This is a genomic window from Micromonospora alfalfae (assembly GCF_022230925.1).
GTDB classification, from domain to species: Bacteria; Actinomycetota; Actinomycetes; order Mycobacteriales; family Micromonosporaceae; genus Micromonospora; species Micromonospora alfalfae.
The window spans coordinates 92,074-117,703 of sequence record NZ_JAKKFH010000024.1; the positions used below are offsets into that span (position 1 = coordinate 92,074).

Here is a 25,630-nt window from a genome sequence, read left to right on the forward strand (position 1 = left end):
GGGCCGTTCCCACCGGCCGGGCCGTACCCGCCGCCGGGCCCGATGCCCGGTCAGCCGGCGGGTCCGATGCCCGGTCAGCCGGCGGGTCCGATGCCGGGTCAACCGGCCGGACCGTGGGGTCAGCAGCCTCCCGGCGGCTACGGGATGCAGCCGGCCGCGCCGACGAAGAAGACCGGCCGCAACGTCGCTCTCATCATCGCTGTGGTGGTGCTGCTCGTGCTCTGTCCGTGCCTCGGCCTGGCCGGCTGGGCGATCTGGAAGGTGGCCGACGCCGGCAGTGACGCGGCGCGTGCCCCGTCGACGAGTGCCCCGGGCGTTCCGCCCGCGCTGCCCAGCGACGCCCCGACGTCGGCCGCCCCGACTCCGGGCGCGGAGTTCGCCAGGGGTGACTGTGTGGTGAACGACGGCAGTGAGAGCGAGGCGGAACTCCGTAAGGTGCCCTGCGGCCCGAACACCTATCAGGTGCTGCTGCGAATTCCGGCTACCACTGACGGAGACCGGTGCGAGACGCTCGCGCCGCAGGCGACAGCGAACTATGTGCACGACAACTCGGTCGACCTGTTCGACTACGTGCTCTGTCTGAAGAAGCGTTAGCCCGAGCTGGCCGATCGCTGGCCCGATTGCCAAAACTAGGGCTGTCTAGCGTCCATGCTAGACAGCCCTAGTTTTTGGTCGACGGTCTCGACACGCCGGTAGCCCCATCTATCCATGTCTAGCCTCGCAGCTAGATGGCCCGATAATCTGCGATGCGTGGATCCGGTCCGCAACCCGTACGCGCCGGGCGCCGGTCAGCGCCCGCCCGAACTTGCCGGGCGGGGGCGGGAACTGGACGTCTTCGACATCGTGCTCGAGCGCATCGCCCGGGGCCGACCCGAGCGCAGCCTGATGCTCACCGGGCTGCGCGGCGTCGGCAAGACGGTCCTGCTCAACACGCTCCGGTCGCAGGCCATCAACCGACTCTGGGGCAGCGGCAAGATCGAGGCTCGACCCGACCAGTCGTTGCGCAGGCCGGTCGCCGCCGCACTGCACATGGCGGTCCGAGAGCTCGCCCCCCGCCACCGCGCACCGGACCGGATCGACGCGTTCCTCGGCGTCCTCAAGGCGTTCGCCCAGCGGTCCAATCCGACCGGCCGGGCCGGTGCCGCCAAGCTGCGCGACCGGTGGCAGCCCGGCATCGACGTGCCGGCTGCCAGCGGCCGGGCCGACTCCGGCGACATCGAGATCGACCTGGTCGAGCTGTTCAGTGACGCCGCCGCCGTGGCCAGCGACGTCGGCACCGGCATCGCCATCTTCATCGACGAGATGCAGGATCTCGGCCCGGAGGACGTGTCAGCGCTCTGCGCCGCCTGCCACGAGCTGTCCCAGCTCGGCGCGCCGCTGATCGTCGTCGGCGCCGGCCTTCCGCACCTGCCGGCCGTGCTCAGCGCCGCCAAGTCGTACTCCGAACGGTTGTTCCGCTATCAACGCATCGACCGGCTCGACCGGATCGCCGCCGACCGGGCGCTCTGCGCGCCCGCCGAGCGCGAGGAGGTCGAGTACGAGCAGAAGGCACTCGACCTGCTCTACGAGAAGTCCGGCGGCTATCCGTACTTCGTCCAGGCGTACGGCAAGGCCACCTGGGACCACGCGCCACGCTCGCCGATCACGGCCGCCGATGTGCGGGTCGCCGCGCCCGAGGCGGAGGCCGAACTGGCTGTCGGGTTCTTCGGTTCCCGGTTCGAACGGGCCACTCCCGCCGAACGCGAGTACATGCGGGCGATGGCCATGATGTCCGCGGTCGAGGGCGAACCCGGCGTGGTGGTCCGCGACGACATGGACGCGGCGGTGCCCACCGCGGAGATCGCCCGTGCCCTCGGCCGCAAGCCGGCCAGTCTGTCCCCGGCCCGGGACGCGTTGATCAAGAAGGGGCTGATCTACTCCGGCGAGCGGGGCACCGTCGCCTTCACCGTCCCGCACTTCGGCAGGTACCTGCGGACACAGCCGGCCTGACCCCCAACAGTCGCGTCGACCGGTCAGACCTTCGACCAGGGCGCCGGAAAGAGCACCTCACCGCGAGGCGGAGGGCCCTCCTCGCTGGTGGACGGCGGCAGCACCAGCGCCTGCCAGGGTTCGCCGAGGCCGGCCCACGGGCCGGTCAGGCCCAGTTCACTCGCCGGGCCGAACCCGAACCGGCGGTAGAAGACCGGGGCACCGAGGACGACGACGAGCCGCTCGCCCAGCTCGGTGGAGGCGTCCAGGGCGGCCTGCACGACAGCCGTGCCGTGCCCGACACGCTGCCGGTGCGGCGCGACAGCCACCGGGCCGAGGGCCAGGACGGGCACGTCGGAGCCTCGCTCCGGCCGCAGCCGCACCCGGGTGAGCAGCGCGTAGCCGACCACCTCACCGCCGTACTCGGCGACCATGGCCAACTCCGGCAACCAGGCGGTGGTGTCGCGTAGCTCGTCGACCAGGCTGACCTCGGGCGGCGTCGCCACGTCCGGGCGGGCGAAGGCGGCGGCCAGTACGCGGCGGACCGGGCCGGCGTCGGCCGGGTCCTCGGGGCGTAGCCGCAGCGTGGTCACCCGCGCGACGTTACCCGTCAGCGCCCGTCCATCCGTGACTGTCGCTCGATTCGGCGTGGCGTACGTGTACGAACACCAATCCGATCCTGCGGTTGACGGGGTAGCAAACGCCGCGACGGGGTATGACTGATCCATGACGCCCGTACGCTCCCTCGCCCGCGCCATGCTGAGCGGCATCTTTGTGGTCAGCGGGTATCGCAACCTACGCGACCCCGGCCGGCTCGCGGTGGCCGCCAAACCGGTGACCGACAAGGTCGCGCCGGTGTTGAAGAAGGCGCACCCGAGCTTCCCCACCGAGACCGAGACGTTGATCCGGCTCAACGCGGCAGTGCAGGTCAGCGCCGGTCTGATGCTGGCCACCGGCCGGTTCAGCCGACCCGCGGCGCTGGTCCTGGCCGGCACGCTGGTGCCGGTGACCATCGCCGGGCATCCCTTCTGGAACAACGACGACCCGATCGCCAAGAACAACAACCAGATTCACGTCCTGAAGAACCTCGGGCTCCTCGGCGGTCTGCTGCTCGCCGCGGCTGACACCGGCGGCAAGCCGGGTCTGCGGTGGCGGACGGGCCATCGCATCGGCCACTCTCGACGTTCCATGCAGCGCGCCGTCCGGACCGCCCGCCGCGAGGCCCGAATCGCCGTCCGCTCCGCGTCCACCGCACGTCGACTCCCCGGCTGACCTGCGTCGATCCGTCTCCGTCTCACCCCCACCCCTCGCTAAGGCCACGAATTACCTGAACCACCCGGTAGGCGTTAACGCGGTGGAAATGTCAAAAACATGTGTGGGATCGGACACGGTCGCATAACGCGGGAGGCACTGACGTGAGGCGCCGTTCTAGGCTCCGTGCAGGACCTGGACGGGTAGGACGACCTTGGTACGGGGGTGGCCACGCCATGCCGACGGCTGTCGGTAGACGGGCGGACCGCCTCGCCCCAATCCAACGTGTGACACGCGGGATCGACCGTGTGACGCGCGGGATCGATCGCAGGAACGTCGTACGGGGCGCCATAGTGGCCGCCGTCGCCTATGCCGCATGGCTTGCCATCGGCACCTTCGGGCGGCCGTACAACTTCTTCGACATGAAGATCTACCACGGTGCCGTGGTGTGGTGGGCGAGCGGTCACGAGCTCTACGAGTTCATCGCGCCCGAAACAACACTCGGGTTCACCTATCCGCCCTTCGCCGGGCTGGTCATGCTGCCGATGGCGCAGCTGCCGATCGGCGTGGCCGGCCTGGTCAACGCCGCCGCCAGCATCGCCGCGTTGGCGCTGGTGCTGGCCGGGCTGCTCCGACCCATCGTGGACCGACTGGGGTGGCCACTGTGGTTCACGGTGGCCCTGGCGGTGCCGCTCGCGGTCGCCATCGAGCCAGCCCGGGAGACCCTCGGCTACGGCCAGGTCAACATCCTGCTGTTCGCCTTGATCATGGCGGACCTGATCGGCCTTCGCTGGCGGTCCCGCCGGGGCACCCACTACGCCGCCACCGACGGCCCGCTGCTGCGCTTCATCTACGGCGGGGCCTGGGCGGGGGCCGGTATCGGCCTCGCCACAGCGGTCAAGCTCACCCCGGCGCTGTTCATCGCCTACCTGCTGATCACCCGTCAGTGGCGGGTGGCCGCCACTGCCATCGGCACGACGATCGGCGTGACGGTGGGGACCTTCGCGATCGTCGGTGACGAGTCGCGGACCTACTTCGGCAGCGTGCTGTGGCAGACCGAACGGGTCGGCGCGGCGGACATGACGCCCAACCAGTCCCTCGCCGGCCTGCTCGCCCGGCTGTACGACTCGATCGAGACCCCGGGGCTGTTGTGGCTCGCCTTCTCGGTGCTGGTCCTGGCGCTGGGCCTGTCCCGGGCGGCCAGTTCCCGCGCCGACGGTGACGAGTTGACCGCCTTCACGTTGGTCGGTCTCACCGCGAACGTGATCAGCCCGATCTCCTGGACGCACCACCTGGTCTGGGTGATCCCGGCGATCATCGTGCTGGCCGACGCCGCAGTGCGTCGTCGCGAGGCGAGCCGGGGGATGCCGCAGCGCACCGGCCAGGGGCCGGTCTTCGGCGGTCTACCCGGGGTCAACGGGCTCCGCCCGCCGATCTGGTACCCGACGCTGACCGGGCTCCGCCACGGCTTCGCCGCGATCGGGCTCTACCTGCTCTTCCTGATCTCTCCGATCTGGCCGTACGAGCATCAACTGCCGGAGATGTCGCACTACCAGGACGGCCTGTTCGGGGCACTGATGGAGAACTCGCTCGCGCTCGCGCTGATCGTGCTGGTCGCCGCGCTGCCCTGGCGCCCAGGCGCGGAGCCGGCGTTCTACGGCGACCGGCTCGCCCGGGCCGTGGGGGTCAACGGCCGCCGCTGAGCGGTCAGGGGCAGTTGACCCATTCCTCGGTGCCGTCGGTGAAGACCTGCCGCTTCCAGATCGGCAGTCGCGCCTTGACCTCGTCGACCAGTCGGGCGCAGGCCGCGAAGGCAGCCGCCCGGTGCGCGGTGCTCACCGCGGCGACGAGCGCCACGTCACCGATCACCAGGGGGCCGACCCGGTGCGAGACCGCCACGGCGTAGACGTCGGGCTCCGCGGCGATCTCGGCGGCCACCTCGCGCAGCACCTGTGCGGCGCTCGGGTGCCCCTCGTACTCCAGGCTGGTGACCTGTCGACCGTGGTCGTGGTCGCGGACCACGCCCTGGAACGACACCACGGCGCCGGCCCGGCGGTCGGCGACCGCCGCCTCGTGCGTGGCGAGGTCGAGCGGCTGGTCGGTGACCTCGCCGAAGGTGATCGCTGGTGCGGTCACGACGCACGCTCCCCGGGAAACAACGGCAGTGGGACGATCGGAACCCGGTCGCCCGGCTCACCGCGGGTGCCGGGTCGGATGACAGCGAACCCGTCCGCGCCGGCCAGGCCCCGCAGCATCGCCGAGCCGACGTGCCGGACCGGGAACGCGACGCCGGCGGAGCGGTCCAGTCGGACCAACGCCAGGTGGGTGTGGTCACCGCGACCGGGCACCGCCTCGGCCAACGTGACCTGCGGCAGCACCGGCATCGACCGGCCCTGGAGGCCGGCGAGCAGCGGGGCGACAAGCGACACCAGCGCCACGATGGCGGACTGCGGGTTGCCCGGCAGCCCGGCCACGAACCGGGCCCGCCCGTCGGGGCCGGTCAACCGGGCCAGCAGCATCGGGAAGCCCGGGCGGACCGCCACCGTGTTGACCACGTAGTCGGCGCCGAGCGCCTCCAGGGTCGGGTGCAGGTGGTCGACCGGACCGTTCATGGTGCCGCCGGTGGTGCAGACCAGATCGGCGTGGCCCAGCGCCGAGCGTAGGGCCGCCACGTGCGCGGGCAGCGTGTCGGCCACCGGGCCGACCACGTCGGATGGGCGGACCTGGCAGCCGTAGCGCCGCAGCCAGGCTGGCACCGCGGGGCCCAGCGCGTCGCGGATGCGACCGGCCGCGGGCGGGCCCGCCGTCAGCAACTCGTCGCCGAAGACCAGCAGCGCGGCGCGCGGCGCCCGCCGGACCCGCAGCGTGTCGTGCCCGCAGGCAGCGGCCAGGCCGATCACCGCCGGGTCGACCGGCGTGCCGACCGGCAGCAGCTCCTCATCGGCGTACGCCTCCTCGCCGGGTTTCCGCCACTCGGGCGTCTCCCGGGGAACGCCGGTGACCAGGCCGTCAGCGCTCGTCGACTCTTCCACCCGCAGCACGGCGGTGGCGCCCTCGGGCACCATCGCGCCGGTCGCGATCTCGACTGTGGTGTCGTCCTCGGTGAGCGGCTCGGGGGTGCTGCCGGCAAGGACCCGGCCGACGACGCGCCAGGGCCCGCTGCCCCGCACCGCCCAGCCATCCACGCTGGAGGTCGGGAACGCCGGCAGGTCGGTGCGGGTGGTCAACGGCTCGGCCAGGGTCGACCCGTCGATGTCGACAAGTGGTCGGGCGGCGGCGGGTAGCGCGGCGGCCAGACCGACCGCGTAGACCCGCGAACGTGCTTCCTCCCACCCGGCCGGCGGGGGTGCGGTGACCCGATCCGCTGTGGGTGCGGTTTCCGTGCTCACCGACCGAGCCTATCGGCACGGACCGACACCCGCCCGGGCCTGGCGCGCACCGGTCACTGGTCGCCGCGGGGAAGCGGTCAGTGGTCCCCGCCGCGGAGCTGGTCGACGGTGTGCCCGAGGATCGGCCCGAGAACGGCAAGGCCATCCCGGGCACCGCCGGTCGAGCCGGGCAGATTGACCACCAGCATCCGCCCGGCGACCCCGGCCAGGCCCCGGGACAGCACAGAGGTCGGCACCCGGTCACGACTGTGCGCGCGGATCGCCTCGGCGATGCCCGGGACCTCGTAGTCCAGCAGGCCGCGGGTCACGTCCGGGGTGCGATCCGTCGGGGTCACTCCGGTGCCACCGCTGGTCAGCACCACGTCGACACCGTCGGCGCGGGCGGCCCGCAAAGCATCGCCGACCGGCTCACCATCGGGCACCACCACCGGGTCGTCGACCTGGCAGCCCAGCTCGCGCAGGCCGGCCACGAGCAGCGGGCCGCTGGTGTCGGCGTAGACACCGGCAGCGGCCCGGTTGGAAGCGACGATCACACGAGCCCGGATCACTGCCGGTCCTCCGGACGGACCCACTCGCCGGTCTTGCCGCCCTCCTTGCGGAGCACCCGGACCGCCTCCACCGAGGCCGCCGGGTCGACCGCCTTGACCATGTCGATCAGGGCGAGACCGGCGACAGCAACAGCGGTCAACGCCTCCATCTCCACCCCCGTCCGGTCCGCGGTGCGGGCGGTGGCCGTGATCTCCACGGTGTCGGCGGTCAGCCGCAGGTCGACTGTGACACCGTGCAGGGCGATCGGGTGGCAGAGCGGGATCAGATCAGGAGTGCGCTTGGCCCCCATGATCCCGGCGAGCCGGCCGACGGCCAACGCGTCTCCCTTGGGCAGCCCGTCGCGATGCAACAGGTCGATGACCTCGGGCGTGGTCCGCAAACGGCCGGCCGCGACGGCCAACCGACCCGTCACCGCCTTGGCGGAGACGTCGACCATGCGGGCCGCGCCGGCGCGATCGACGTGGCTGAGCTGCGCGGGTTCGGTCACGGTCGTGAGCCTATCGGTGCGGTACGACGGCGGTCGGAAGGAGCGGCGTCACGCTGACGATCGCACCGGGTGCTGACGGCGTGACGGCCCCGACGCCGCTCCTTCCTTGCCGACCCGCCGCCGAGGTCGCTGGGGGGACCCGGCAGCGGGCGCGTGTCGACGACCCGGTTCTGCCCACGGGCAGAACCTCCCCCGTTCGCCGATACGACAGGGAGGCTATCGGGCCGGACGATAAGAAATCGATAAGCGCCGTTCAGGCTGGTCAGCGCTCTGCGACCGGGGTTGCGTCAGGCAACTCGGCGAGGCGGCGTTCGGCCTCGAAACGCTCCGGCACGCCCATCCGTCGGAAGATCGCCAACGCCCGCTCCCAGTGCCGCCGGGCCTCGACGGGGTCCGTGCGGACGAAGTGTTCGGCCAGCCCGGCCAGGGCTCGGCCCTGCTCGTGCGGGTGCGCGATCCGAGTAGCCAACCGCAACGCCTCCTGGTGCACCTCGAACGCCTCGTCAGCCCGGCCCTGCGCCAGCAGGGTCCGCCCGAGTTCGTTCAGCGCGGCCGCCTCGACGTGTCGCTCTCCCGAACCGATCGCCAACTTCTGGGCCAACTCATGCTCCTGCTGGGCCTCCACCAGCCGACCGAGACCGCGATAGGCGATCCCGAGGTCGTTGCGCACCTCGGCCTCGGCATACCGGTGGCCGGTGCGGTCGCGTAGCGCCAACGAGGCCAGCAGAATGCGGATCGCCTGCGGAAGGTCGCCCATCCGGACCCGCACGGCGCCGATATGGCTGAGGGCGTTGAGTGTGTGGAAGACGTCGGAGTTCGTCCGGGCCCACGCCAGGTGCAGGCGGTGTATCCGGAGCGCCTCCTCGTAGCGACCCAGTGAGGTGAGTGCCATGCCGAGGTTCGGCAGCGCCATCGGCACCTTGGCTTTGCCGTATCCCTTGTAGTCACGCAAGCGCTCAAAACCGACCCTCACCGCTCCAGTCAGGTTGCCGCTCCAGTAGTAGACAGCAGCGAGGTTGGCGCGGTACCGCGCGGTTCTGAGCACGTCCCGCGAGTCTTTGGAGAGGGCGACAGCGCGGGTCAGATGGTGCAGCGCTTCCCGGTTGTCGCCAGTCCGGATATATCCGGAAGCGAGGTAGTTGTTCACCAATGCCGCTGCATCGACGTCCCCGGATGCGTCCGCTGCCGTCAGCGCGTGCCGGTGGGTCGTGATGATGTCCTCGAAGTATCCGCGGATGTAACAGAATCGCCAGAGGGCACGGGCCAGCCGCCACGAATGCTCGTGGAAGCCCTCATCGAGCGCTGCCCTCACCATCGTTACCAGGTCCGTCCGCTCCGCTTCCAACCAGTCAGCGGTGGGCTCCCCGATCGCGTCGACCAACTCGGGTCGCCCGAACGGGAGATGTGTGACGCGAGATTCCAGGTCGTTGAGCTCCAGCGTCTTAGCGACCCTCAGTGCTACCTCCAGAGTGAAGTCGAGCAGGTGAGCCAGCCCTGCCTTTCGGTCGCTCGCGGAGTCGGTACGCGAACACAGCTCGATGGAGTACTGCCGCATGAGGTCGTGCAGTCGATATCGCGTCGAGTCCAGGTCCTCCACCAGATTCCGGTCGACAAGGTCGTCGAGCGCCGCACGAGCCTCCGCGATCGGCAGCCCGGTCAGCGCGGCGACCGCCGGCGCGCTGAAGCGGCTACCGGGATACAGACCCAGAAACCGGAAGACACGCTTGGTCGAACTGGTAAGCGGCTCATAGGAAGCGGCGAAGGCACCGGTGACGGTGCTCTCCTCCTGAGCCAGATGGTGCAGCGCTGGAGCATCGCCAGCCATCTGCTCGGCAAGGTCCGCCAACCGCCAGCCGCGCCGGTGCGCCAGCCGCGCACCGGCCAGCCGGATCCCCAGTGGGAGGTACCCGCACCGACGCACCACCTCGGCGGCTGCCTCCGGTTCGGCCTCAACCCTTTCCCGACCGATGCTCAGGCTGAGGAGATCCACGCTCTCCTGTGGGTTCAGGAGCGGCAGCGTCTGCGAGGGCCCGACGTCCAGGTGGGACAGACGCCGCCGCGAGGTAACCAGCACGACGGTGGTCGGCTCGGCCGGCAGCAGGGGCATGATCTGCTCGCTGCTCGCCGCGTTGTCCAGCACCACCACCGACCTCCGGCGGGCCAGTTCCTGTCGCCACAACTCCACCCTGTCGTCGAACTCCACCGGTACACGACCAGCAGGAACGCCCAGCTGTCGAAGCAGGGTGACCAGGGCACTCGCTGGCTCGACCAGGTGCTTCTCCCCGTGCCCGCACAGGTCGATGAAGAGCGCGCCGTCCGGGTACCGATCGGACAGCCGGCGGGCCAGGTGCACGGCGAGGGTCGTCTTGCCGCTACCCGCCATGCCATCGATGATGTGCACGGCCGGCACCCGTTCCTCGACCCGCCAGGTCTCCGCCAGCAGCCGCGACACCACGTCCTCTCTGCCGACGAAGTCGGTGACCGCCCGGGGGAGGTGATCCACCGGTTCAGGCCGAGGGGCCCCTTCGGGGATCAGGACACTGCCTGGCGAGGCTGCCTTCGAAACACGGCGGGCGCTCTGGCCAGCCGGACGAGGTACGGCGTGCTTCCCCGGTCGCTGGGATGGCACCGCCGAGACGATAGTGCGGTAGAAAGCCTGAAGGTCGGAACCCGGGAGGACGCCGAGCTCGGCCATCAGCTTCGTCCGAACCTCGTCGTACGTGACGAGCGCACCCGCGTGGTCGCCTCGCTCGTGCAGCGCCCGAGCGAGAAGGGCGTACGCCGGTTCCCGGAGGGGATGACGGGCGATGGCCTCCCGCAACAGGGGGATCGCGAGGTCGCTCCGCCCCACTCTGAGCTGCGCGTCAGCAAGGAGTTCCACGGCCAGCAGATGTTCCTCCTCGGCGGCTACCACGCGTGCGCCGAGCACGGGCCCGAGCGACATGCCGGCGAGCATCGGTCCCCGCCAGCGCGCCACGGCCGACCTCAACCGTGCCAGGGCCCGGTCCATATGGCCGGCCATCAGGGCTTCGCGGCCCGCAGCGAACTCCATCTCGAAACGGAACACGTCGATAGCTTCGGGTTCCAGGGTGAACTGGTAGCCGCTTTGCTGTCTGACGATGACGCCCCGACCAGACTCGAAGGTCTCGAAGGTTCGGCGCAGGTTGGCGGCGTAGGTCCGTACGTTCGGCACCGCGGAGCGCGGCGGGCTGTCTGGCCACAGCTCGTCGACCAGGTCGTTGACTGTCACCAGTTGCCCGGGTTGGACCGCGAGCATCGCGAAGACGGCCTGCTGTTTAGGCGTACCCAGGTGCAGCTTGCGACCGAGCAGGTGCACTGAGAGGCCGCCCAGAAGTTGAATGTCCACCCGTCCCCCTGCCCCAGCGGGGTATTCAGCCGATCACGCCCCGAAGCTTACGGGCACCGGATGTAACGCCCGACGCCAATCAAGCCGCCGACGCGAACGCTCTTGCGGCCGCCCGGTGCAACAGGCCCGACGAGTGCAATGCGAACATTGCAAGAACCATATGTTGCCTCAACGTTCTCAACTCCTGCCGCATCACGGAAAGAAGGAGCGAAAGCCGCAGTCGATGAAGGGGACTCCTACCGGAAGCTGGCCGGCGGTCGACCGAATCGGCGGATGAGTTGCGGCATCAAAGCACCCACACTGAGGGCGCGGTCTAATCAGTCACCACGGCTCGCGACATTCCGCGACGGACCGGATGCAACAGGCGAGCATCCCAGCGCTCTCCGCACCGGAACGCAAACAGAATGTCACTTATGCCCACAGGATTAACTAATGTTGAGGATAACGACATTTATCATCCCTAACTAGGGCCAACCCCATTTAAGCTCCATTCGTAGAGAGTCGGCTCCAACAGAGCCCGACAACCGCACGAAGGAGGGGGTGGGGTGAAATGCGCGGAAACGAGTGGGGCTGACATCGGTGCAGGACTTCTGCATCGCCCGGCGATATGGTTGCGAGCACGACAGGCGAGGTAATCCAGGAGTTGCGTGGCCTCTTCACAACGACGCGATGACGGGACCGATCGACGGCTACGGCTGATCGTCGGTCTCCTCGTCGTTGCTGCCACGATCGTTGCGCTCGCCTCCCTGAGACTGACCTTCCCTGCGGCCGAGGCTCCGACACCCGACGGAGCAACCCTGGTAACGCTGACCGCGATGATCGCCTTGGGCGCGTTCGTCAAGACGCGCGTACGTGTCCGATCCACGGTGCACCTGATCAGTTGGAGCGAGGCCGCGATCGTCATTGCGGCTGCCATTGCTCCCCTTCCATGGGTGGTGCTCTGCACCTGCATCGGGATCACCATCGCCTCGGTTCGCCTACCACCGATCAAGCTGACCTTCGGCGTCGGCAAGAACATCCTCGTCGCGGCCGGAGCAGGCATTGCCTTCGCACTGCTCGGTTGGACCTGGCCGGCCATGCATGCCCCGCAGTTGGTGGGGATCCTGTCGGTGGCGTACCTCCTCGCCGCCTTCCTTGACGAGGTGCTGGCGATCCCCGTGATCGCGCTCGCCTCCGGCACCAGAATCTCGACTCAGTTCCGCAGCAACCTGGATCTTCGCCTGGCTGGCTACGCGGTCCGTTTCGTGGTGGCGGCCCTGACCCTGCTCACCCTCCAGATGGACCCCCGGCTACTGCTCGCCGTCCCACCCCTGGTCCTGAGCCTGCACCTGGCCTACTCCGCACGCATCCGAGGCCGCACCGAACAGCAGGCGTGGCAGCGGCTGGCCCGCACCACCGACGCGCTCAACGTGGTCGACCTGGACAACGTCCTCACCACCGCAGTTACCCAGGCCGCCGAGTTGTTCTCCGCCGACGAGGTCGAGATCGAGCTGCGCGAGGGCGGCCGCACCGTACGCGGCGGCACCGGCGGCATCACCTTCGACGGCCCGACCGGCACGCCCACCGACGTGGCAGGCACTGTCGTCCCCGCGCCGCTGGAAGGCCACGACCGGACAGTCGACGTCGGCATGCTCCGACTGCGCTTCCGCGGCCCGGTGCGGCTCTCCGAGCGGGAGCAGTACACCCTGCGCACCTTCGCCTCCGCGCTCTGCACGGCCGTGCGCAACGCCCAGGCGTACGCCGAACTGGCCCGGGTCGCCGACGAGCACGCGTACGCGGCCTCGCACGACGCGCTGACCGGCCTGGCCAACCGCCGGCACCTCCTCGACGAGGGCACCGAGCAGCTGAGCACCCGCCGCGCCGACGGGGTGACGGCGCTGGTGCTGATCGACCTCAACCACTTCAAGGAGGTCAACGACACGCTCGGGCACGCCGCCGGTGACCAGGTGCTGGTGCAGGTGGCAGACCGGTTGCGGGGCGCGGCTCAGGCGACCGACCTGGTGGCCCGCCTCGGGGGCGACGAGTTCGCCGTACTCCTGCGCGGCCTGCCGGCCCCGGCGGTGGCGGCGCACCGGGCCGAGACGCTGCTCGCCGCGCTGCACGAGCCGTTCGACCTGGACGGCATGCGAATCAGCGTCGAGGCCAGCGGCGGCATCTCCGGCGCCCCGTCCAACGGCGGCATGGCCGAGCTGCTACGCCGCGCCGACGTGGCCATGTACCAGGCGAAGCGGGCCGGGCAGCGGATCGCCACGTACGCCCCGACCCGGGACACCGCCGACCTGGGCCGCCTCACCCTCGGCGGTGACCTGCCCCGCGCGGTCGCCGACCACGAGTTCGTCGTCAACTTCCAACCGATAGTCGACCTGGGCACCGGCGAGGTGACCAGCGCGGAGGCGCTGGCCCGCTGGCACCACCCGACCCACGGCATGATCGACCCGCTGCGGTTCCTGGAGGCGGTGGAACGCTCGGGCCTGCTACCGGCCTTCGCCGAGGCGATCCTCGACCAGGCGCTGCTCGCGGCGGTGAGTTGGCGCGACGCCGGCTTCGACGTACCGGTCGCTGTCAACGTATCCCCACGCAGCCTGCTCGACGCGCGGTTCCCCGGCTCGGTGCTGGCCCGCCTCAGAGCCCACGACCTCCCACCGGACCGGCTGGTCCTGGAGCTGACCGAGACGCTGACCCTCAGCCAACTCGACGTGGTCGACCGGGTGCTCAGCCGGCTACGCGACGAGGGCGTCCGGTTGGCGTTGGACGACTTCGGCACCGGCTACTCCTCGCTCTCGCTGCTCTCCCGGATCCCGGTACACGAGCTGAAGATCGACCGGAGTTTCGTGACGACGATGGAGAGTTCGGCGGAGGCCGCCGCCGTCATCCGTTCCACCCTCGACCTGGGCCGCAGCCTCGACCTGGACGTGGTGGCCGAGGGCGTGGAGAGCGAACCGCAGCGGCGGGCCCTCTGGGAGTTGGGCTGCGTCGCCGGCCAGGGGCACCTGTTCGCCCGCCCGATGCCGTCCGGCACCCTGCTCGCGGCGATGCAGCGCGGCTCGGGCGGCCGACCGGGCACCCTAGCCGCGCCGCTGCACGACACCGGAGCGGTGATCCGGCTGAGCCAGAACCGCCGCCAGGCCGGCCGCTCCAAGCCCGACCGCCTGCCACACCTGCCCGCCTGAGCAGGCATCGCCCCGCTGGGCGGGCAGCCCGGTCTGCCAGACTGTCGCGCGTGATCGTCGACGACCCGACCGCCCACCGCAGTCGCTGGCACTGGCGCACGCTCGACAACGCCGCCGACGGACTCGCCCTCGACCTGGGCCTCTACGCCGTGTCGGCCACCTTCGCCGCGATCACCGCCGTCACGTCCACCCTGCTGCCGCACCGCGCCTGGGGCGCGGTCGCCGCCGTCGGCTACCTGCTCGCAACGCTGACGGTGATCGCCCAACTTCTGCTGCGTCGACGCTCTCCAACCTCCCGGCTGACCGGCCTGCCGGCCCGCTGGACGGTCACCGGTCTCGCCTGGGCCACCACCACACTGCTGCCCCTGGCCTGGCAGAGCATCGACCGGGCCGGCGGGCGCACCGACCGGGCCCAGGAGGAGGTGCTGGTCGTGGAGCAGGCCGGCACCCGCCTCCTGGAACACGGCACGCCCTACCTCGGACCCGACGCCATCGCCGCCCTCCCACCCGGCGAGCAACTGATGGGCTACACCCCGTACCAGCCCGGCATGGCGATGTTCGGCCTGCCCAGAGCACTGCTCGACACCTGGTGGACCGACTCCCGGGTCTGGTTCGCGGTGGGCACCGCGCTGGCGCTCGCAGTGGCAGTGGCCGCCCTGCCCAGAACACCGGCCACCACCGGCCAGGCCACCATTGCCGCGACCCGCCGCCGGGACGCCGCAGTGCTGCGCGGCGTGCAGGCCGCCACCGTACTGCCGATCTGCGCCCTCACCCTCGCCACCGGCGGCGACGACCTACCCGTACTCGCGCTCTGCCTGCTGGCCCTTGCGTTCGCCGCCGCCGAGCGACCCGGCCGGGCCGGCCTCGTGGTCGGACTCGCCGGCGCGCTGAAGCTGTTCGCCTGGCCGGTCGCCCTCGTCCTGATCGTCTGGGGCCTGACCCGACGCTCCGGAACCCGAGTCGCCGTCGGCGCGATCGGACTGCCCATGGCCGCACTAGTGCCGGCGCTGCTGGTCGACCGCGACGCCCTCACCGAGAACGTGCTGCGCTTCCCCCTCGGCCACGGGCTGGTCACCAGCCCCGCGCAGTCCCCGTTCCCCGGCTACCTGATCGCCAACGCGCTACCCGCCGGCCGGCTGATCGCCGCCGGGCTGCTGGTCGCCGCTGGAGTGGCCATCGCCGTCCGGCTCGCCCGCCGCCCGCCCCGCACCGCCGTCGCCACCGCGCTGATCTGCGGGTACGGGCTGCTCGCCGCCATCGCCCTGATGCCCTCGACCCGCTTCGGCTACCTCCTGTACCCGCTGGCCCTGCTGACCTGGGCTCCCGCCCTGCACCGCCCGGGCGACACACCGACCGCCGCGATTGCCGATAAGCGGTCCGGTCGGACCACTTCGGCGTAACTTCCGAGCGGAACAGCGCGTCAGGGCGTAAACCTGAACACATGACCACGTACCGCGACCGGGCCGACGCCGGCCGGGTGCTCTCCGAACGGCTCACCGCGCTCATCGGCGAACCGGACGTCGTCGTCCTGGGCCTCGTCCGTGGCGGCGTGCCGGTCGCCCGGATCGTCGCCGAACGCCTCGGCGCACCACTGGACGTACTGGTCGTCCGCAAGCTCGGCATGCCGTGGGCCCGGGAGGTCGCCTTCGGCGCCCTCGGGCCGGGCGGTGTCCAGGTGCTCAACGACGCGGTGGCCAGCAGACTCAGCAGCGACGACATCGCCGAGGTCCGCCATCGGGAGCAGGCCGAACTGGAGCGCCGGGAACGGCTCTACCGGGGCGACCGCCCACAACTGGACCTCACCGGGCGGACAGCCGTGATCGTCGACGACGGCCTCGCCACCGGCGCAACCGCCCGCGTCGCCGTCGAGGTCGTCCGCCAACTCGGCGCACACCGCGTCGTGGTGGCGGTCCCGGTCGGGGCGCAGGAGGCGTACGAACTGCTCGCCGCCGAGGCCGACCAGGTCATCTGCGCGCAACGCCCGGCGGACTTCGGCGCGGTCAGCGTCTACTACGACGATTTCCACGAAGTGTCCGACGAAGAAGTCACCGAGGCGCTCACAGCAACTGCATAGGTCCACCAGGTACCGTCGGGCGATGAGTAGCCTCACCTGTCCCAAGTGTCACGGAGAAATGCGCCAGTACGAGCGCAGCGGCGTCGTCATCGACCAGTGCGGGGAGTGCCGAGGCATCTTCCTGGACCGCGGCGAGCTGGAGAAGCTGTTCGAGGCGGAGGCCAACTGGAGCCGCCAACAGACCGGCGGCGCGCCAGGGCAGCCCGCGCAGCAGCCGGCCGGCTACCCGCCCCCGCCGCCCCCGCCGCACCAGCCCGGTTACGGCGCCGTCCCGCCGCCGCCCCCGCCCGCCCACGGCTACCCGCCGCAGCCGGCCTACGGCCACCAGCAGCAGCACCACGGCTACCACGGTCACTACCGGCAGAAGAAGCGCAAGGGCTTCCTCGACGAGATGTTCGGCTGATCCCAGGCCGACCTCCCGCCCGGGTCGATCACGCGTCGGCCCGGGCACACCATCCGGGCCATTGATCGTTGGCGGGCGCGATGCTTCATGCGAGGCTGAATCGCATGACCGCGATCCGACCGGACGAGGCGCTGGCCCAGGCGTACGACGGCATCACCGCGGTGGTCGGTCGCCTGGACGATGCCGGCCTGCAACGAGCCACCCGCTGCCGGGGCTGGCTCATCGCCGACCTGCTCCTGCACGTGCTCGGCGACGCCCAGCGGGCACTCGTCGCACTGGCCAGCCCCGTCGACGGTCCCGCCGATGTCGACGACGTGAGCTACTGGCGTGACTTTCCCGGCAGCGACGACAAGGCCGCCCGGCACGCCTGGTGGGTCCGCCGATCGGCTGCCGCCTTCGACCGCCCGACCGGGATCGTCGCGCTCTGGCGGGACACCGCCCCGGCGGCGGTCCGCGCCGCCGCGTCAGCCAACCCCGAGGGGTACGTGACCACCCAGGGACACGTGCTACGCGTGCCGGACTTCCTCGCCACCCTGACCACCGAGGCCGCGGTCCACCACCTGGACCTGACGCTGGAACTGCCCGACGCGCCGCCGCCCGGCCCACTGGCGGTACGCGTCGCGGTGGCGACAATGGACGGCCTGCTCAGCGACGACACCGTTCGACCCAGCGCCTGGGACGACAACGACTTCCTGCTGAAGGCCACCGGGCGCGTACCGCTGACCGACCGGGACCGGCTGGAACTGGGTGAGTCGGCGGGCTGGTTCCCACTGCTCGGCTGACCGGCGACCGTTCCTACTGAGAGAAACAAGATCAAGCCGAAGGCACTATCGACTGCCGAGCATTTTCTCTGCGATCTCGGCTTTCCGCGCCAACGCGACGGTCGCTTCCGCGTACAGCATCGCCACTATTTTCTCGGCAGGCGCGCAGGTTGTGCCGATCGTGTAGATCGTCTTGCGCGGGCGAACAGAAAGACCATTTATATCGTTGCTCTTCAGGAAGGCCGCAAACGAATCGAGTAGGCGCTTGCTGCCCACCAACCTAAACTGAGAGAACGTCGATTGACTAGGATTTGGTCGGCGGTATTGACCGATTGAGCCATCGCCGTCGACGACACCGCGCCAGAAGTCGCGTGATTCGGTCAGCCGCTCGTCGAGCGGTCCGTCATACCTCCCCAGCGCCATCATGCGCTCTGCAAGGCGGGTCGAGCGCACCGAGAACTGGCATGAGCCGTGTGTGGGACTTGGTGCCGAGATGCTACTGGTCGAACCCAGGAAGGTTCGCAGCGATACAAGGTGTTCGCGGTCCCGCCGGGCAAGCCCAACGGAGACCTGCGGGAGATGGCCCGTCCGGTAGGTCACACACCCGTCGGCGAAGAGAAACCCCAGCCAGTAGCAGGCTTCTGGTGTCAACAGGTCGAACGCGTCGTGCCGAAGCGTGTGAACGGTCCTCCGGAGGGCAACGCCACGGCGGACCAACAAGCCGCGCATCCCTGGCTCCGTGAACCCAAAGTTCTTCGCCACCTCGGCTATGGACCGACCTTCGGCGTATTGTCTGACCGCCTCTGCGCGTTCCGGTTCGGCCAACTTCGCCCTCGACCGAGCGGGTACGCCTCGCCTTTTCAGTAGGCCACGGACAGCCTGCCTGCTGATGCCATACGAGTTTGCAATTCGAGTTAGGCTTTCGCCCGTCTGCGCACGTTCAACGGCCGCCTCGATTTGCGCCGCCGAAAGGCGAAAACCCGTATCGCTCATCCGATGGCCATGTCCACGAATCTCGATAGATGCAATTGGGCCGCAACGGTCACGGTATCGGTGGGGCCATTTCGATGCTTAGCAATTATAAAATCCGCCTCCCCGGCCCGCGGCGACTCCTTGTCGTAGTAGTCGTCGCGATGCAGAAGGATGACAACATCGGCATCTTGCTCAATTGATCCTGATTCACGCAGATCGGACAGCTGAGGTCGCTTGTCGGTGCGCTGCTCGGGGCCACGGTTCAGCTGGCTGACCGCGATCACCGGGCACTCGACCTCCTTGGCCAACAGCTTGAGGCCACGGGACAGGTCCGCGACCTCCTGCTGACGACTCTCGGTGCGCTTCGGTGAGGTCATCAGCTGGAGATAGTCGACCACGATCATCTTGAGGTCGTGCCGCTGCTTGAGCCGCCGAGCCTTGGCCCGGATCTCCATCAGGTTCATGCTCGGCGTGTCGTCGACGAAGAGCGGCGCCTCGCTGATCTCACCCATGCACCGGGCCAGCTTGGTCCAGTCGTCGTCGGAGAGCTGACCGCTGCGCAGCACGTGCAGTGGCACCCGCGCCTCGGCGGAGAGCAGCCGCATGACGATCTCGACCTTGCTCATTTCCAGCGAGAAGATGGCTGCCGCCTGATTGGCACGAATAGCGGCATTTCGGGCAAAGTCCATACTAGCGGTCGATTTGCCCAAACCCGGCCTGCCGGCCACGATGATCAACTGCCCGGCGTGCAGGCCGTTGAGCAGTCGGTCCAGGTCGCTGAAGCCGGTCGGCACGCCGGTCATCATGCCGCCGGTGGCCCCCACCGCCTCGATCTCGTCCAGGGTCGGCTGCAACATGTCGGCCAGGATCGCGAAGTCCTCGCTGACCCGCCGCTCGGTGACGTCGTACACGGCCTGCTGGGCGAGGTCGACGACGTCGTCCACGTCGCGGCTGCCGCCGCTGGCGGTGCCGTAGCCCAGCTGCACGATCTTCGTGCCGGCCTCGACCAGTCGGCGCAGCACGGCCCGCTCGCTGACGATGCGGGCGTAGTACGCCGCGTTGGCGGCGGTGGGCACGCTGGCGATGAGCGTGTGCAGGTACGGCGCGCCACCGATGCGTACCAGGTCCCCGGAGTCGGCGAGCGCCGCCGCGACAGTGATCGAGTCGGCCGGCTCACCCCGGCCGTAGATGTCGAGGATGATGTCGAAGATGGTGGCGTGCACCGGCCGGTAGAAGTCGTTGGTCTTGAGGATCTCGACGACGTCGGCGATGGCGTCCTTGGAGAGCAGCATGCCGCCGAGGACGCACTGCTCGGCCGCGACGTCCTGGGGCGGGGTCTTGTCGAACTGGCCGTCGCGCTGCGCGGGTGGCTGGCCTCCGCCGGAGCGTGGCTCTGCCCGCATGTCGTCGGTGACCGACACGGGTCCCCCTCCACTGCACCGGTTCCAACCCCAGCTCTATCGCTGGGGTACGACACTTCTCCTCCGACCGGGCCGGTCGATCGGGGGCCATCGCCGGCGGTCGAGGGCCAACCATACGGACCCCGAGGTCAGAGACTCAACAACGCCGGTGGACGAGCCTCGGGACAACCTGTGGATCCCGGTGGACAGCATGTGCGCAGCGTGTGCACAGCCTGTGGATAACCATTGGGGAATTCTCGGCCATAAGTCGTTGACCTGCGAAGACATGCTCCCCAGCCTGTGGAGGAGAATATTTCGGTCGGGCCTGTGACACGATCGTCCCGTACTATCTCCAGCGAACGGCTACACCTGGACAGCGGATTCCGCTTTCGGTTCAGAAGGGTCACACTCCGGCCGTGAATTACCGGGACTGGGGACGCGGCGATGGCAGCCCGCGCGAGCGCCAGCCAACCGCCTCGTGGGGTGACCGCGCGGCGTCTGTTCCGGTTGATCCCTACGACGAGGACGGGCGCTACCGCACCTCGAGCCGGCGGCGTGCACTGGACCGCGGCCAGGACGAGCCTGTCGACGCCTACCTGCCCCGGTGGGCGCTGGAGTCAGGGGTCCGGCACGCGGACGGCGGTGGCCGGCACGCGGCACCGGACGACGACGAGGACGAGCCCGAGCGGCCGGTCTCGGGGGCAGGCCGACGGTCTGCCGAGTCGTCGAGTGGTCGGCGGCGCGGCAGCGAGCCGCGCCGACGGGAGCAGGCAGCGATCGGCCCGGCGCCAGACTCGGACCACACCCGCGAGTGGACGCTCGACCGGCCGCAGGACCAGGGGTACGCCGGCCGTCGACGCGCCGACGCCGGGGAGGACGAGCCGGTCTCTGGCTCTGTTTCGGACCGGCGGCCCCGCCGCGCGCCCGTTGGCCGTCCGCAGGTGATCTGGTCGGGCGGCGAGCCCGAGTCAACTCCTGGCGAGCAGGTGCCGGAGCAGGAGCCGAGCCGTCCCAGCCGGCGTAGCCGCCGTGCGGCGGAGGAGTCCTGGTCCCGTCCGGCGGCCGACCCGTGGGCCCGCGGATCGGACCAGGCGGTGGAGCCCGAACCGTCGTACCCGCCTGCTGTGGACCCGTGGGACGCCTCTGGCGTGCACGCGTGGCCGCCGACGGCCGGCGCGGACGGCGGGGATCTGAGCGGGCAGTGGTCGGCGGTGGAGAGCGTCGGTGGCTGGGAACGGTCGGACCGCACCGGCCAGTGGGAGCGGTCCGCGATCGAGGACGACCAGTGGGACCGTACGCTGGCGCCGCGCTCCGATCGCTCGGTGGCGGCCGAGGGGTGGCCGAGTCGGGAAGACGGGTTCTGGTCCGGCACTCGGTTGGCTGATGACGACCCGCGTTGGATGGATCCGACGACGTCGGCGCCGCGGTCTCCGGTGGTGGGATACACCGCCCCACGGCCGCGCAGCGCTCCTGCGCCGCGTACTGGCGCGCCGCGTGCGGGTACGCCGCGGCGTCGGGCGGAGGGGCCGGCGGTGGGAACGGCGTCGGTACGTCGGCGGGTCGAGTCGGCGGCCACGGGTGCCTGGGCGAGGCGTCTGGAGGACGACCTGCTGGATCCGGATCCGGGTGGGTCCGTCCGGCCTCTGCTGTACACGGCGGCCTGTTACCTGGTGCCGGCGATGCTGATCTTCGTTTGGCTGTTGACGTTGGACAGCCAGGCGCCGGCTGGTTGTGTGACCGACATCAGCGGTGGCGGGTGTGAGTCCGCCCGGTCGCGCGCGCTGGAGTCACTGGTGGCCGGTTCGCCGCGCTTCGGTTTGGCTCTGGTGAGCAGTTTGGTGGTGGCGGCGCTACTGCGGCGGGTGGGTACGACGTGGCGCTCGGCGACCATCGCTGTTGCCGCCGCGGTGGTGGGCGGTGGCCTCTCCACTGTGCTGATCAGCGCGGTGACGGGCCAGCCCATCGGGTGACCGCGGTTTTGTCGCGGTCGGGGGGCAGCTTCACCGAGGGTGTGGACGACGCGTACCCGTCGGCGGGCCCGGGCGGTGCCGGGTCGGACCACGTACGCACGAGGGCCCGCACCGAGCGATCGGTGCGGGCCCTCGTGGTGGTGTTGCGGACGTCAGCCCTGAACGACGTTCAGGTTGAACGACGCTGTCACCTCGGGGTGCAGCTTGATCTTCACCGGGTAGGCGCCGATCGACTTGATGTGACCGGGCACCTCCAGCCGGCGACGATCGAGGACCGGGCCGCTGGCGGCCTTGACGGCGTCGACGATCTCGGCCGGAGTGACCGAGCCGAAGAGCCGTCCGCCGTCGCCGGCGCGGACCTTCAGGTTGACCTTGAGACCCTCGAGCTGAGCCTTGACCTCGTTGGCGTGGTCGAGGTCGCGGATCTCGCGGGCCCCACGGGCCCGCTTGATGACCGTGACCTGCTTTTCCGCGCCCTTGGTCCAGACGATCGCGAAGCCCTGCGGCAGCAGGTAGTTACGGCCGTAGCCGTTCTTGACCTCGACGATGTCGCCCGGGGCACCGAGGCCGGACACTTCCTGAGTCAGGATGATCTTCATATCGGTGCCTCCTCTCAGCGGGTGGTGGCCGTGTACGGCAGGAGCGCCATCTCACGGGCGTTCTTGACCGCACGGGCGATCTGCCGCTGCTGCTGCGAGGTCACGCCGGTCACCCGACGAGCGCGGATCTTGCCGCGATCGGAGATGAACTTGCGCAGCAGCGCGGTGTCCTTGTAATCGATGTAGGCGATCCCGTCCTTGTCGAGCGGGTTCACCTTCTTCTTCGGCTTGCGCAGTGCCGCAGCCTTGGCCGTTGCACGTGCTCCTGGTTTGCGATCGCGAGCGCTAGGCGCCATTAGAACGGTGGCTCCTCGTCAAAATTGGCGCCCGAACCGGCACGCGCGGGAGAGGGTGCAGCTGAAGCCCAGGGGTCGTCGAAGTTTCCTCCGCCGCCACCCTGGTTGCCACCGCCACCGCCGCCACCGAAGCCGCCGCCACCGCCGCCGGAGCGGGACATCTTCTGCACCTTCGCCGTGGCGTAGCGCAGCGACGGGCCGATCTCGTCGACCTCAAGCTCGATGACAGTGCGCTTCTCACCCTCGCGGGTCTCGTACGACCGCTGACGCAGCCGGCCCGACACGATCACCCGGGCGCCACGCTGCAGCGACTCGGCGACGTGCTCGGCGGCCTGCCGCCACACGGTGCATGCGAGGAACAGCGGCTCGCCGTCCTTCCATTCGTTCGACGCCTTGTCCATGAAACGCGGCGTCGAAGCGACTCGGAACTTGGCGACCGCAGCCCCGGAGGGGGTGAACCGCAACTCGGGGTCATCGGTCAGATTGCCGATGACCGTGATGGTGGTGTCTCCTGCCATGACCATCTCCTCGCGCACTCAGCGTCTCGTCGTACAGGCTCGCAGAGCCGTACGACAGAGTCGCGGAGGCTGATCCGGACGAACCGGGGTTGGATGCTCTAGCGCATTTCCGGTCGGATGACCTTGGTGCGCAGCACGGACTCGTTGAGCCGGAGCTGACGGTCCAGCTCGGCCACCGCAGCAGGCGTAGCCTGCAGGTCGATGACGGCGTAGATGCCTTCGGCCTTTTTGTTGATCTCGTACGCGAGGCGCCTGCGGCCCCACACGTCGGTCTTCTCAACCGAGCCACCCGCGGTCCGAATCACGTTCAGGTACGTGTCGAGCGACGGTGCGACGGTGCGCTCCTCGAGGCTGGAGTCGAGGATGACCATTAGTTCGTAGTGACGCAAGACGTGCTCACCTCCTGTGGGCTAAGCGGCCACGGTCCTTCCGTGGCAGGAGGTCTTGTGTCGCTGCCCGCACGCGCCGAGGGAACCCGGCCGGACGCGGACAACCTGACCAGGATACCCGGTCCCAACGATCATGCCCGGGGTGGTCGGGTCCGCGCCCGGACGTGCCGACGGGGGCCCACCGTCCGACCGTCAACTGGTCGGTGGTGGGCCCCCGTCTACGAGGCCGCGGGGCGTCCGGTCCGCATTCCTTGGGTGGGACCTGGGGAGGAACGACCACACCGATGAGGTTGGACCGAAGACGCCCCGCGGAGCTTTATCGTGTTGTTATCTGACGATACAACAGCACTCGTACCTTGTCGGGGGGAAAAGCACAATTTTCCGAGATTCGTGGTCGCTCGGTATCCGTGTGCGATGGGGTCGCCCCCGCTGCGCCGGGCCGCGCCGCGGGGGTGACCTCGCTGTCGGCCGTCGACCGCCGGTCGCCGTGTGCGACGCTCGCGCCGCTGGCGGCACCGGGATGCTGATCGCCGGTTCACACCCATCAACGACCGTCGGTCCCTCCGGTGACGCGACACCGCCCCGGCCGTCGCTCCGCCGGTCGGGGGCTCGACGTAGGCTCGCTCGCATGCGTATCGGAGCCCACGTCGACTCGACCGACCCGCTGGCGGAGGCGGCCGCCCGGTCCGCCGAGACCGTGCAGTTCTTCCTCGCCGACCCACAGGGTTGGAAGGCGCCCAAGCCTCGCGAAGATGCCCAGCGGCTGCGCGAGGCCGAGGTCGACCTCTACGTGCACGCGCCCTACGTCATCAACGTGGCCACGCTCAACAACCGCATCCGGATCCCGAGCCGCAAGCTCCTGCTCGGGCACGCCAACGCCGCCGCCGCCATCGGCGCCAAGGGCCTGATCGTCCACGGTGGGCACGTCAACGCCGGCGACGACCTGGCCGTCGGCTTCGACAACTGGCGCAAGACCTTCGCGTACGCGGCGGACTCCGGCGGCTTCGGCGTACCGGTCCTGATCGAGAACACCGCTGGCGGCGACAACGCCTGTGCCCGACGGCTGGACGCGCTCGCCCGACTCTGGGACGCCATCGGTGACTACGAGGTCGGCTTCTGCCTGGACACCTGCCACGCACACGCGGGCGGCGAGGAACTGCTCGGCGTGGTCGACCGGGTCAAGGCGATCACCGGGCGGATCGACCTGGTGCACGCCAACAACTCCAAGGGCGCCTTCAACTCCGGCCAGGACCGTCACGACAATCTGGGCGGCGGGACGATCGACCCGGAACTGGTGGTGGCGGTGATCCGGGCGGCCGGCGCGCCGGTGGTCGTCGAGACACCGGGCGGTGTGACCGGCCAGGCCGCCGACATCGACTTTCTGCGTGAACAGCTCGGAGCGGAGAGCTCGGCGGCATGACGAGCGGACAGCCCGGGACCGGCAACGCCCGGCCCACCTCCACCGGCGCGGCCGCCGAGAGTCAACCCGCCACCACGGCCGCAGCCGGCACCCCCACCCAACCGGCTCGGACCTCCGACAAGGCCCCCGCCGGGACCACGGCTACCCAGCCGCCAACTGGCGACGGCGCAGCGACCGGAACCACCCCGGACGGCGATCCCGAGGCCGACCCCACGACGAGCGGTCCCGCCAGGGACGCGACGCGCCCCGGCGACAGGCAGGACGCCGCGGCCATGCAGAGCACTACGACCAACACGCAGAGCACCACGACCAAGCGGAACGCCACGGCCGAGCAGGTTGCCGCCGAGGGCGGCACCGCGGTCAGCGCCAGCACTGCCGAGGGCACCGGCGCATCCAAGGACAGCGACCTGGCCAAGGACAGCGGCACTGTGGATGGCGCGACCAAGGACAGCGGCGCGACCAAGGACAGCGGCGCGACCAAGGACAGCGGCGCGACCAAGGACAGCGGCGCGACCAAGGACAGCGGCGCGACCAAGGACAGCGGCGCGACCAAGGACAGCGGCGCGACCAAGGACAGCAAAACGGCCAAGGACAGCAAAACGGCCAAGGACAGCAAAACGGCCGACGACAGCGAACCGGCCAAGGGC

24 protein-coding genes are annotated in these 25,630 nt (G+C 70.0%); 12 read left to right on the forward strand and 12 right to left on the reverse strand.

From position 1 onward, the window contains the following. Window positions 1–144: 144 nt before the first annotated feature. On the forward strand, window positions 145–594 hold the full coding sequence (locus MED01_RS36155) for an LppU/SCO3897 family protein (RefSeq protein WP_308193519.1): 450 nt from the start codon (window positions 145–147) through the stop codon (window positions 592–594). Between the two features lie 156 nt (window positions 595–750). Then, window positions 751–1,989: an ATP-binding protein gene (locus MED01_RS19760; RefSeq protein ID WP_238670040.1), complete on the forward strand. Its 1,239-nt coding sequence runs from the start codon at window positions 751–753 to the stop codon at window positions 1,987–1,989. 23 nt (window positions 1,990–2,012) lie between these two features. Here MED01_RS19760 and MED01_RS19765 read toward each other — a convergent pair whose 3' ends face one another. After that, window positions 2,013–2,561: a GNAT family N-acetyltransferase gene (locus MED01_RS19765; protein ID WP_091396674.1), complete on the reverse strand. Its 549-nt coding sequence runs from the start codon at window positions 2,559–2,561 to the stop codon at window positions 2,013–2,015. A gap of 133 nt (window positions 2,562–2,694) precedes the next feature. Here MED01_RS19765 and MED01_RS19770 point away from each other — a divergent pair, with 133 nt between their 5' ends. Further along, entirely contained in the window at window positions 2,695–3,240 is a 546-nt protein-coding gene (locus MED01_RS19770) for a DoxX family protein (RefSeq protein WP_112583895.1), read from the forward strand. Window positions 3,241–3,455: 215 nt separating this feature from the next. Continuing rightward, window positions 3,456–4,922: a glycosyltransferase 87 family protein gene (locus MED01_RS19775; protein ID WP_238670041.1), complete on the forward strand. Its 1,467-nt coding sequence runs from the start codon at window positions 3,456–3,458 to the stop codon at window positions 4,920–4,922. Between the two features lie 4 nt (window positions 4,923–4,926). Here the strand turns inward: MED01_RS19775 and MED01_RS19780 are convergent, their stop codons facing one another. The 5 genes from MED01_RS19780 to MED01_RS19800 form a co-directional block, all read right to left on the reverse strand. Further along, on the reverse strand, window positions 4,927–5,355 hold the full coding sequence (locus MED01_RS19780; RefSeq protein WP_091396665.1) for a molybdenum cofactor biosynthesis protein MoaE: 429 nt from the start codon (window positions 5,353–5,355) through the stop codon (window positions 4,927–4,929). Then, the gene (locus MED01_RS19785) at window positions 5,352–6,608 is read right to left on the reverse strand and encodes a molybdopterin molybdotransferase MoeA (RefSeq protein ID WP_238670042.1); all 1,257 of its coding nucleotides are present in this window, start codon (window positions 6,606–6,608) and stop codon (window positions 5,352–5,354) included. The genes MED01_RS19780 and MED01_RS19785 overlap by 4 nt, the downstream gene beginning before the upstream one ends. Before the next feature lie 77 nt (window positions 6,609–6,685). After that, window positions 6,686–7,156: a MogA/MoaB family molybdenum cofactor biosynthesis protein gene (locus tag MED01_RS19790; protein ID WP_238670043.1), complete on the reverse strand. Its 471-nt coding sequence runs from the start codon at window positions 7,154–7,156 to the stop codon at window positions 6,686–6,688. After that, the gene (gene moaC, locus MED01_RS19795) at window positions 7,153–7,644 is read right to left on the reverse strand and encodes a cyclic pyranopterin monophosphate synthase MoaC (protein ID WP_238670044.1); all 492 of its coding nucleotides are present in this window, start codon (window positions 7,642–7,644) and stop codon (window positions 7,153–7,155) included. Before moaC ends, MED01_RS19790 begins: the two co-directional genes overlap by 4 nt. A gap of 262 nt (window positions 7,645–7,906) precedes the next feature. After that, on the reverse strand, window positions 7,907–11,011 hold the full coding sequence (locus tag MED01_RS19800; RefSeq protein WP_238670045.1) for an AfsR/SARP family transcriptional regulator: 3,105 nt from the start codon (window positions 11,009–11,011) through the stop codon (window positions 7,907–7,909). A gap of 647 nt (window positions 11,012–11,658) precedes the next feature. On the opposite strand from MED01_RS19800, the gene MED01_RS19805 reads away from it, so the two are divergent. The 5 genes from MED01_RS19805 to MED01_RS19825 all read left to right on the forward strand — a co-directional run bounded on the left by MED01_RS19805 (window position 11,659) and on the right by MED01_RS19825 (window position 17,440). Beyond that, entirely contained in the window at window positions 11,659–14,181 is a 2,523-nt protein-coding gene (locus tag MED01_RS19805; RefSeq protein WP_238670046.1) for a putative bifunctional diguanylate cyclase/phosphodiesterase, read from the forward strand. Between the two features lie 50 nt (window positions 14,182–14,231). Next, window positions 14,232–15,581: a glycosyltransferase 87 family protein gene (locus MED01_RS19810; RefSeq protein WP_238670047.1), complete on the forward strand. Its 1,350-nt coding sequence runs from the start codon at window positions 14,232–14,234 to the stop codon at window positions 15,579–15,581. A gap of 41 nt (window positions 15,582–15,622) precedes the next feature. After that, a complete protein-coding gene (locus MED01_RS19815) occupies window positions 15,623–16,255 on the forward strand; it encodes a phosphoribosyltransferase (protein WP_238670048.1) in 633 nt (210 codons plus the stop codon). Window positions 16,256–16,277: 22 nt separating this feature from the next. After that, on the forward strand, window positions 16,278–16,658 hold the full coding sequence (locus tag MED01_RS19820; protein ID WP_238670049.1) for a TFIIB-type zinc ribbon-containing protein: 381 nt from the start codon (window positions 16,278–16,280) through the stop codon (window positions 16,656–16,658). 104 nt (window positions 16,659–16,762) lie between these two features. Then, the gene (locus tag MED01_RS19825; protein WP_238670050.1) at window positions 16,763–17,440 is read left to right on the forward strand and encodes a maleylpyruvate isomerase N-terminal domain-containing protein; all 678 of its coding nucleotides are present in this window, start codon (window positions 16,763–16,765) and stop codon (window positions 17,438–17,440) included. A 45-nt stretch (window positions 17,441–17,485) separates the two neighbouring features. Here MED01_RS19825 and MED01_RS19830 read toward each other — a convergent pair whose 3' ends face one another. After that, entirely contained in the window at window positions 17,486–18,148 is a 663-nt protein-coding gene (locus MED01_RS19830; protein ID WP_238670051.1) for a hypothetical protein, read from the reverse strand. 260 nt (window positions 18,149–18,408) lie between these two features. After that, window positions 18,409–19,812 (reverse strand): replicative DNA helicase, encoded by a 1,404-nt coding sequence (gene dnaB / locus MED01_RS19835; RefSeq protein ID WP_124853587.1) that lies wholly within the window; start codon window positions 19,810–19,812, stop codon window positions 18,409–18,411. Window positions 19,813–20,207: 395 nt separating this feature from the next. On the opposite strand from dnaB, the gene MED01_RS19840 reads away from it, so the two are divergent. After that, window positions 20,208–21,761, forward strand: a complete 1,554-nt coding sequence (locus MED01_RS19840) for a hypothetical protein (RefSeq protein ID WP_238670052.1) — start codon at window positions 20,208–20,210, stop codon at window positions 21,759–21,761. Window positions 21,762–21,913: 152 nt separating this feature from the next. Here the strand turns inward: MED01_RS19840 and rplI are convergent, their stop codons facing one another. From rplI to rpsF, 4 genes are all read right to left on the reverse strand, one after another. Then, window positions 21,914–22,360, reverse strand: a complete 447-nt coding sequence (gene rplI / locus MED01_RS19845) for a 50S ribosomal protein L9 (protein WP_030487689.1) — start codon at window positions 22,358–22,360, stop codon at window positions 21,914–21,916. Window positions 22,361–22,374: 14 nt separating this feature from the next. Further along, window positions 22,375–22,656: a 30S ribosomal protein S18 gene (rpsR, locus tag MED01_RS19850; protein ID WP_051723758.1), complete on the reverse strand. Its 282-nt coding sequence runs from the start codon at window positions 22,654–22,656 to the stop codon at window positions 22,375–22,377. Continuing rightward, window positions 22,656–23,192, reverse strand: coding sequence for a single-stranded DNA-binding protein (locus MED01_RS19855; RefSeq protein WP_181518404.1), 537 nt, complete (start codon window positions 23,190–23,192; stop codon window positions 22,656–22,658). Before MED01_RS19855 ends, rpsR begins: the two co-directional genes overlap by 1 nt. Window positions 23,193–23,272: 80 nt before the next feature. Next, window positions 23,273–23,563, reverse strand: coding sequence for a 30S ribosomal protein S6 (gene rpsF / locus MED01_RS19860; RefSeq protein WP_036391391.1), 291 nt, complete (start codon window positions 23,561–23,563; stop codon window positions 23,273–23,275). A gap of 628 nt (window positions 23,564–24,191) precedes the next feature. Between rpsF and MED01_RS19865 the strand changes: the two genes are divergently transcribed. Further along, window positions 24,192–24,983, forward strand: coding sequence for a deoxyribonuclease IV (locus MED01_RS19865; protein ID WP_238670053.1), 792 nt, complete (start codon window positions 24,192–24,194; stop codon window positions 24,981–24,983). A 272-nt stretch (window positions 24,984–25,255) separates the two neighbouring features. Next, window positions 25,256–25,630, forward strand: a 375-nt coding sequence (locus MED01_RS19870; RefSeq protein ID WP_274525980.1) for a hypothetical protein, incomplete at its 3' end; no start/stop codon positions are given.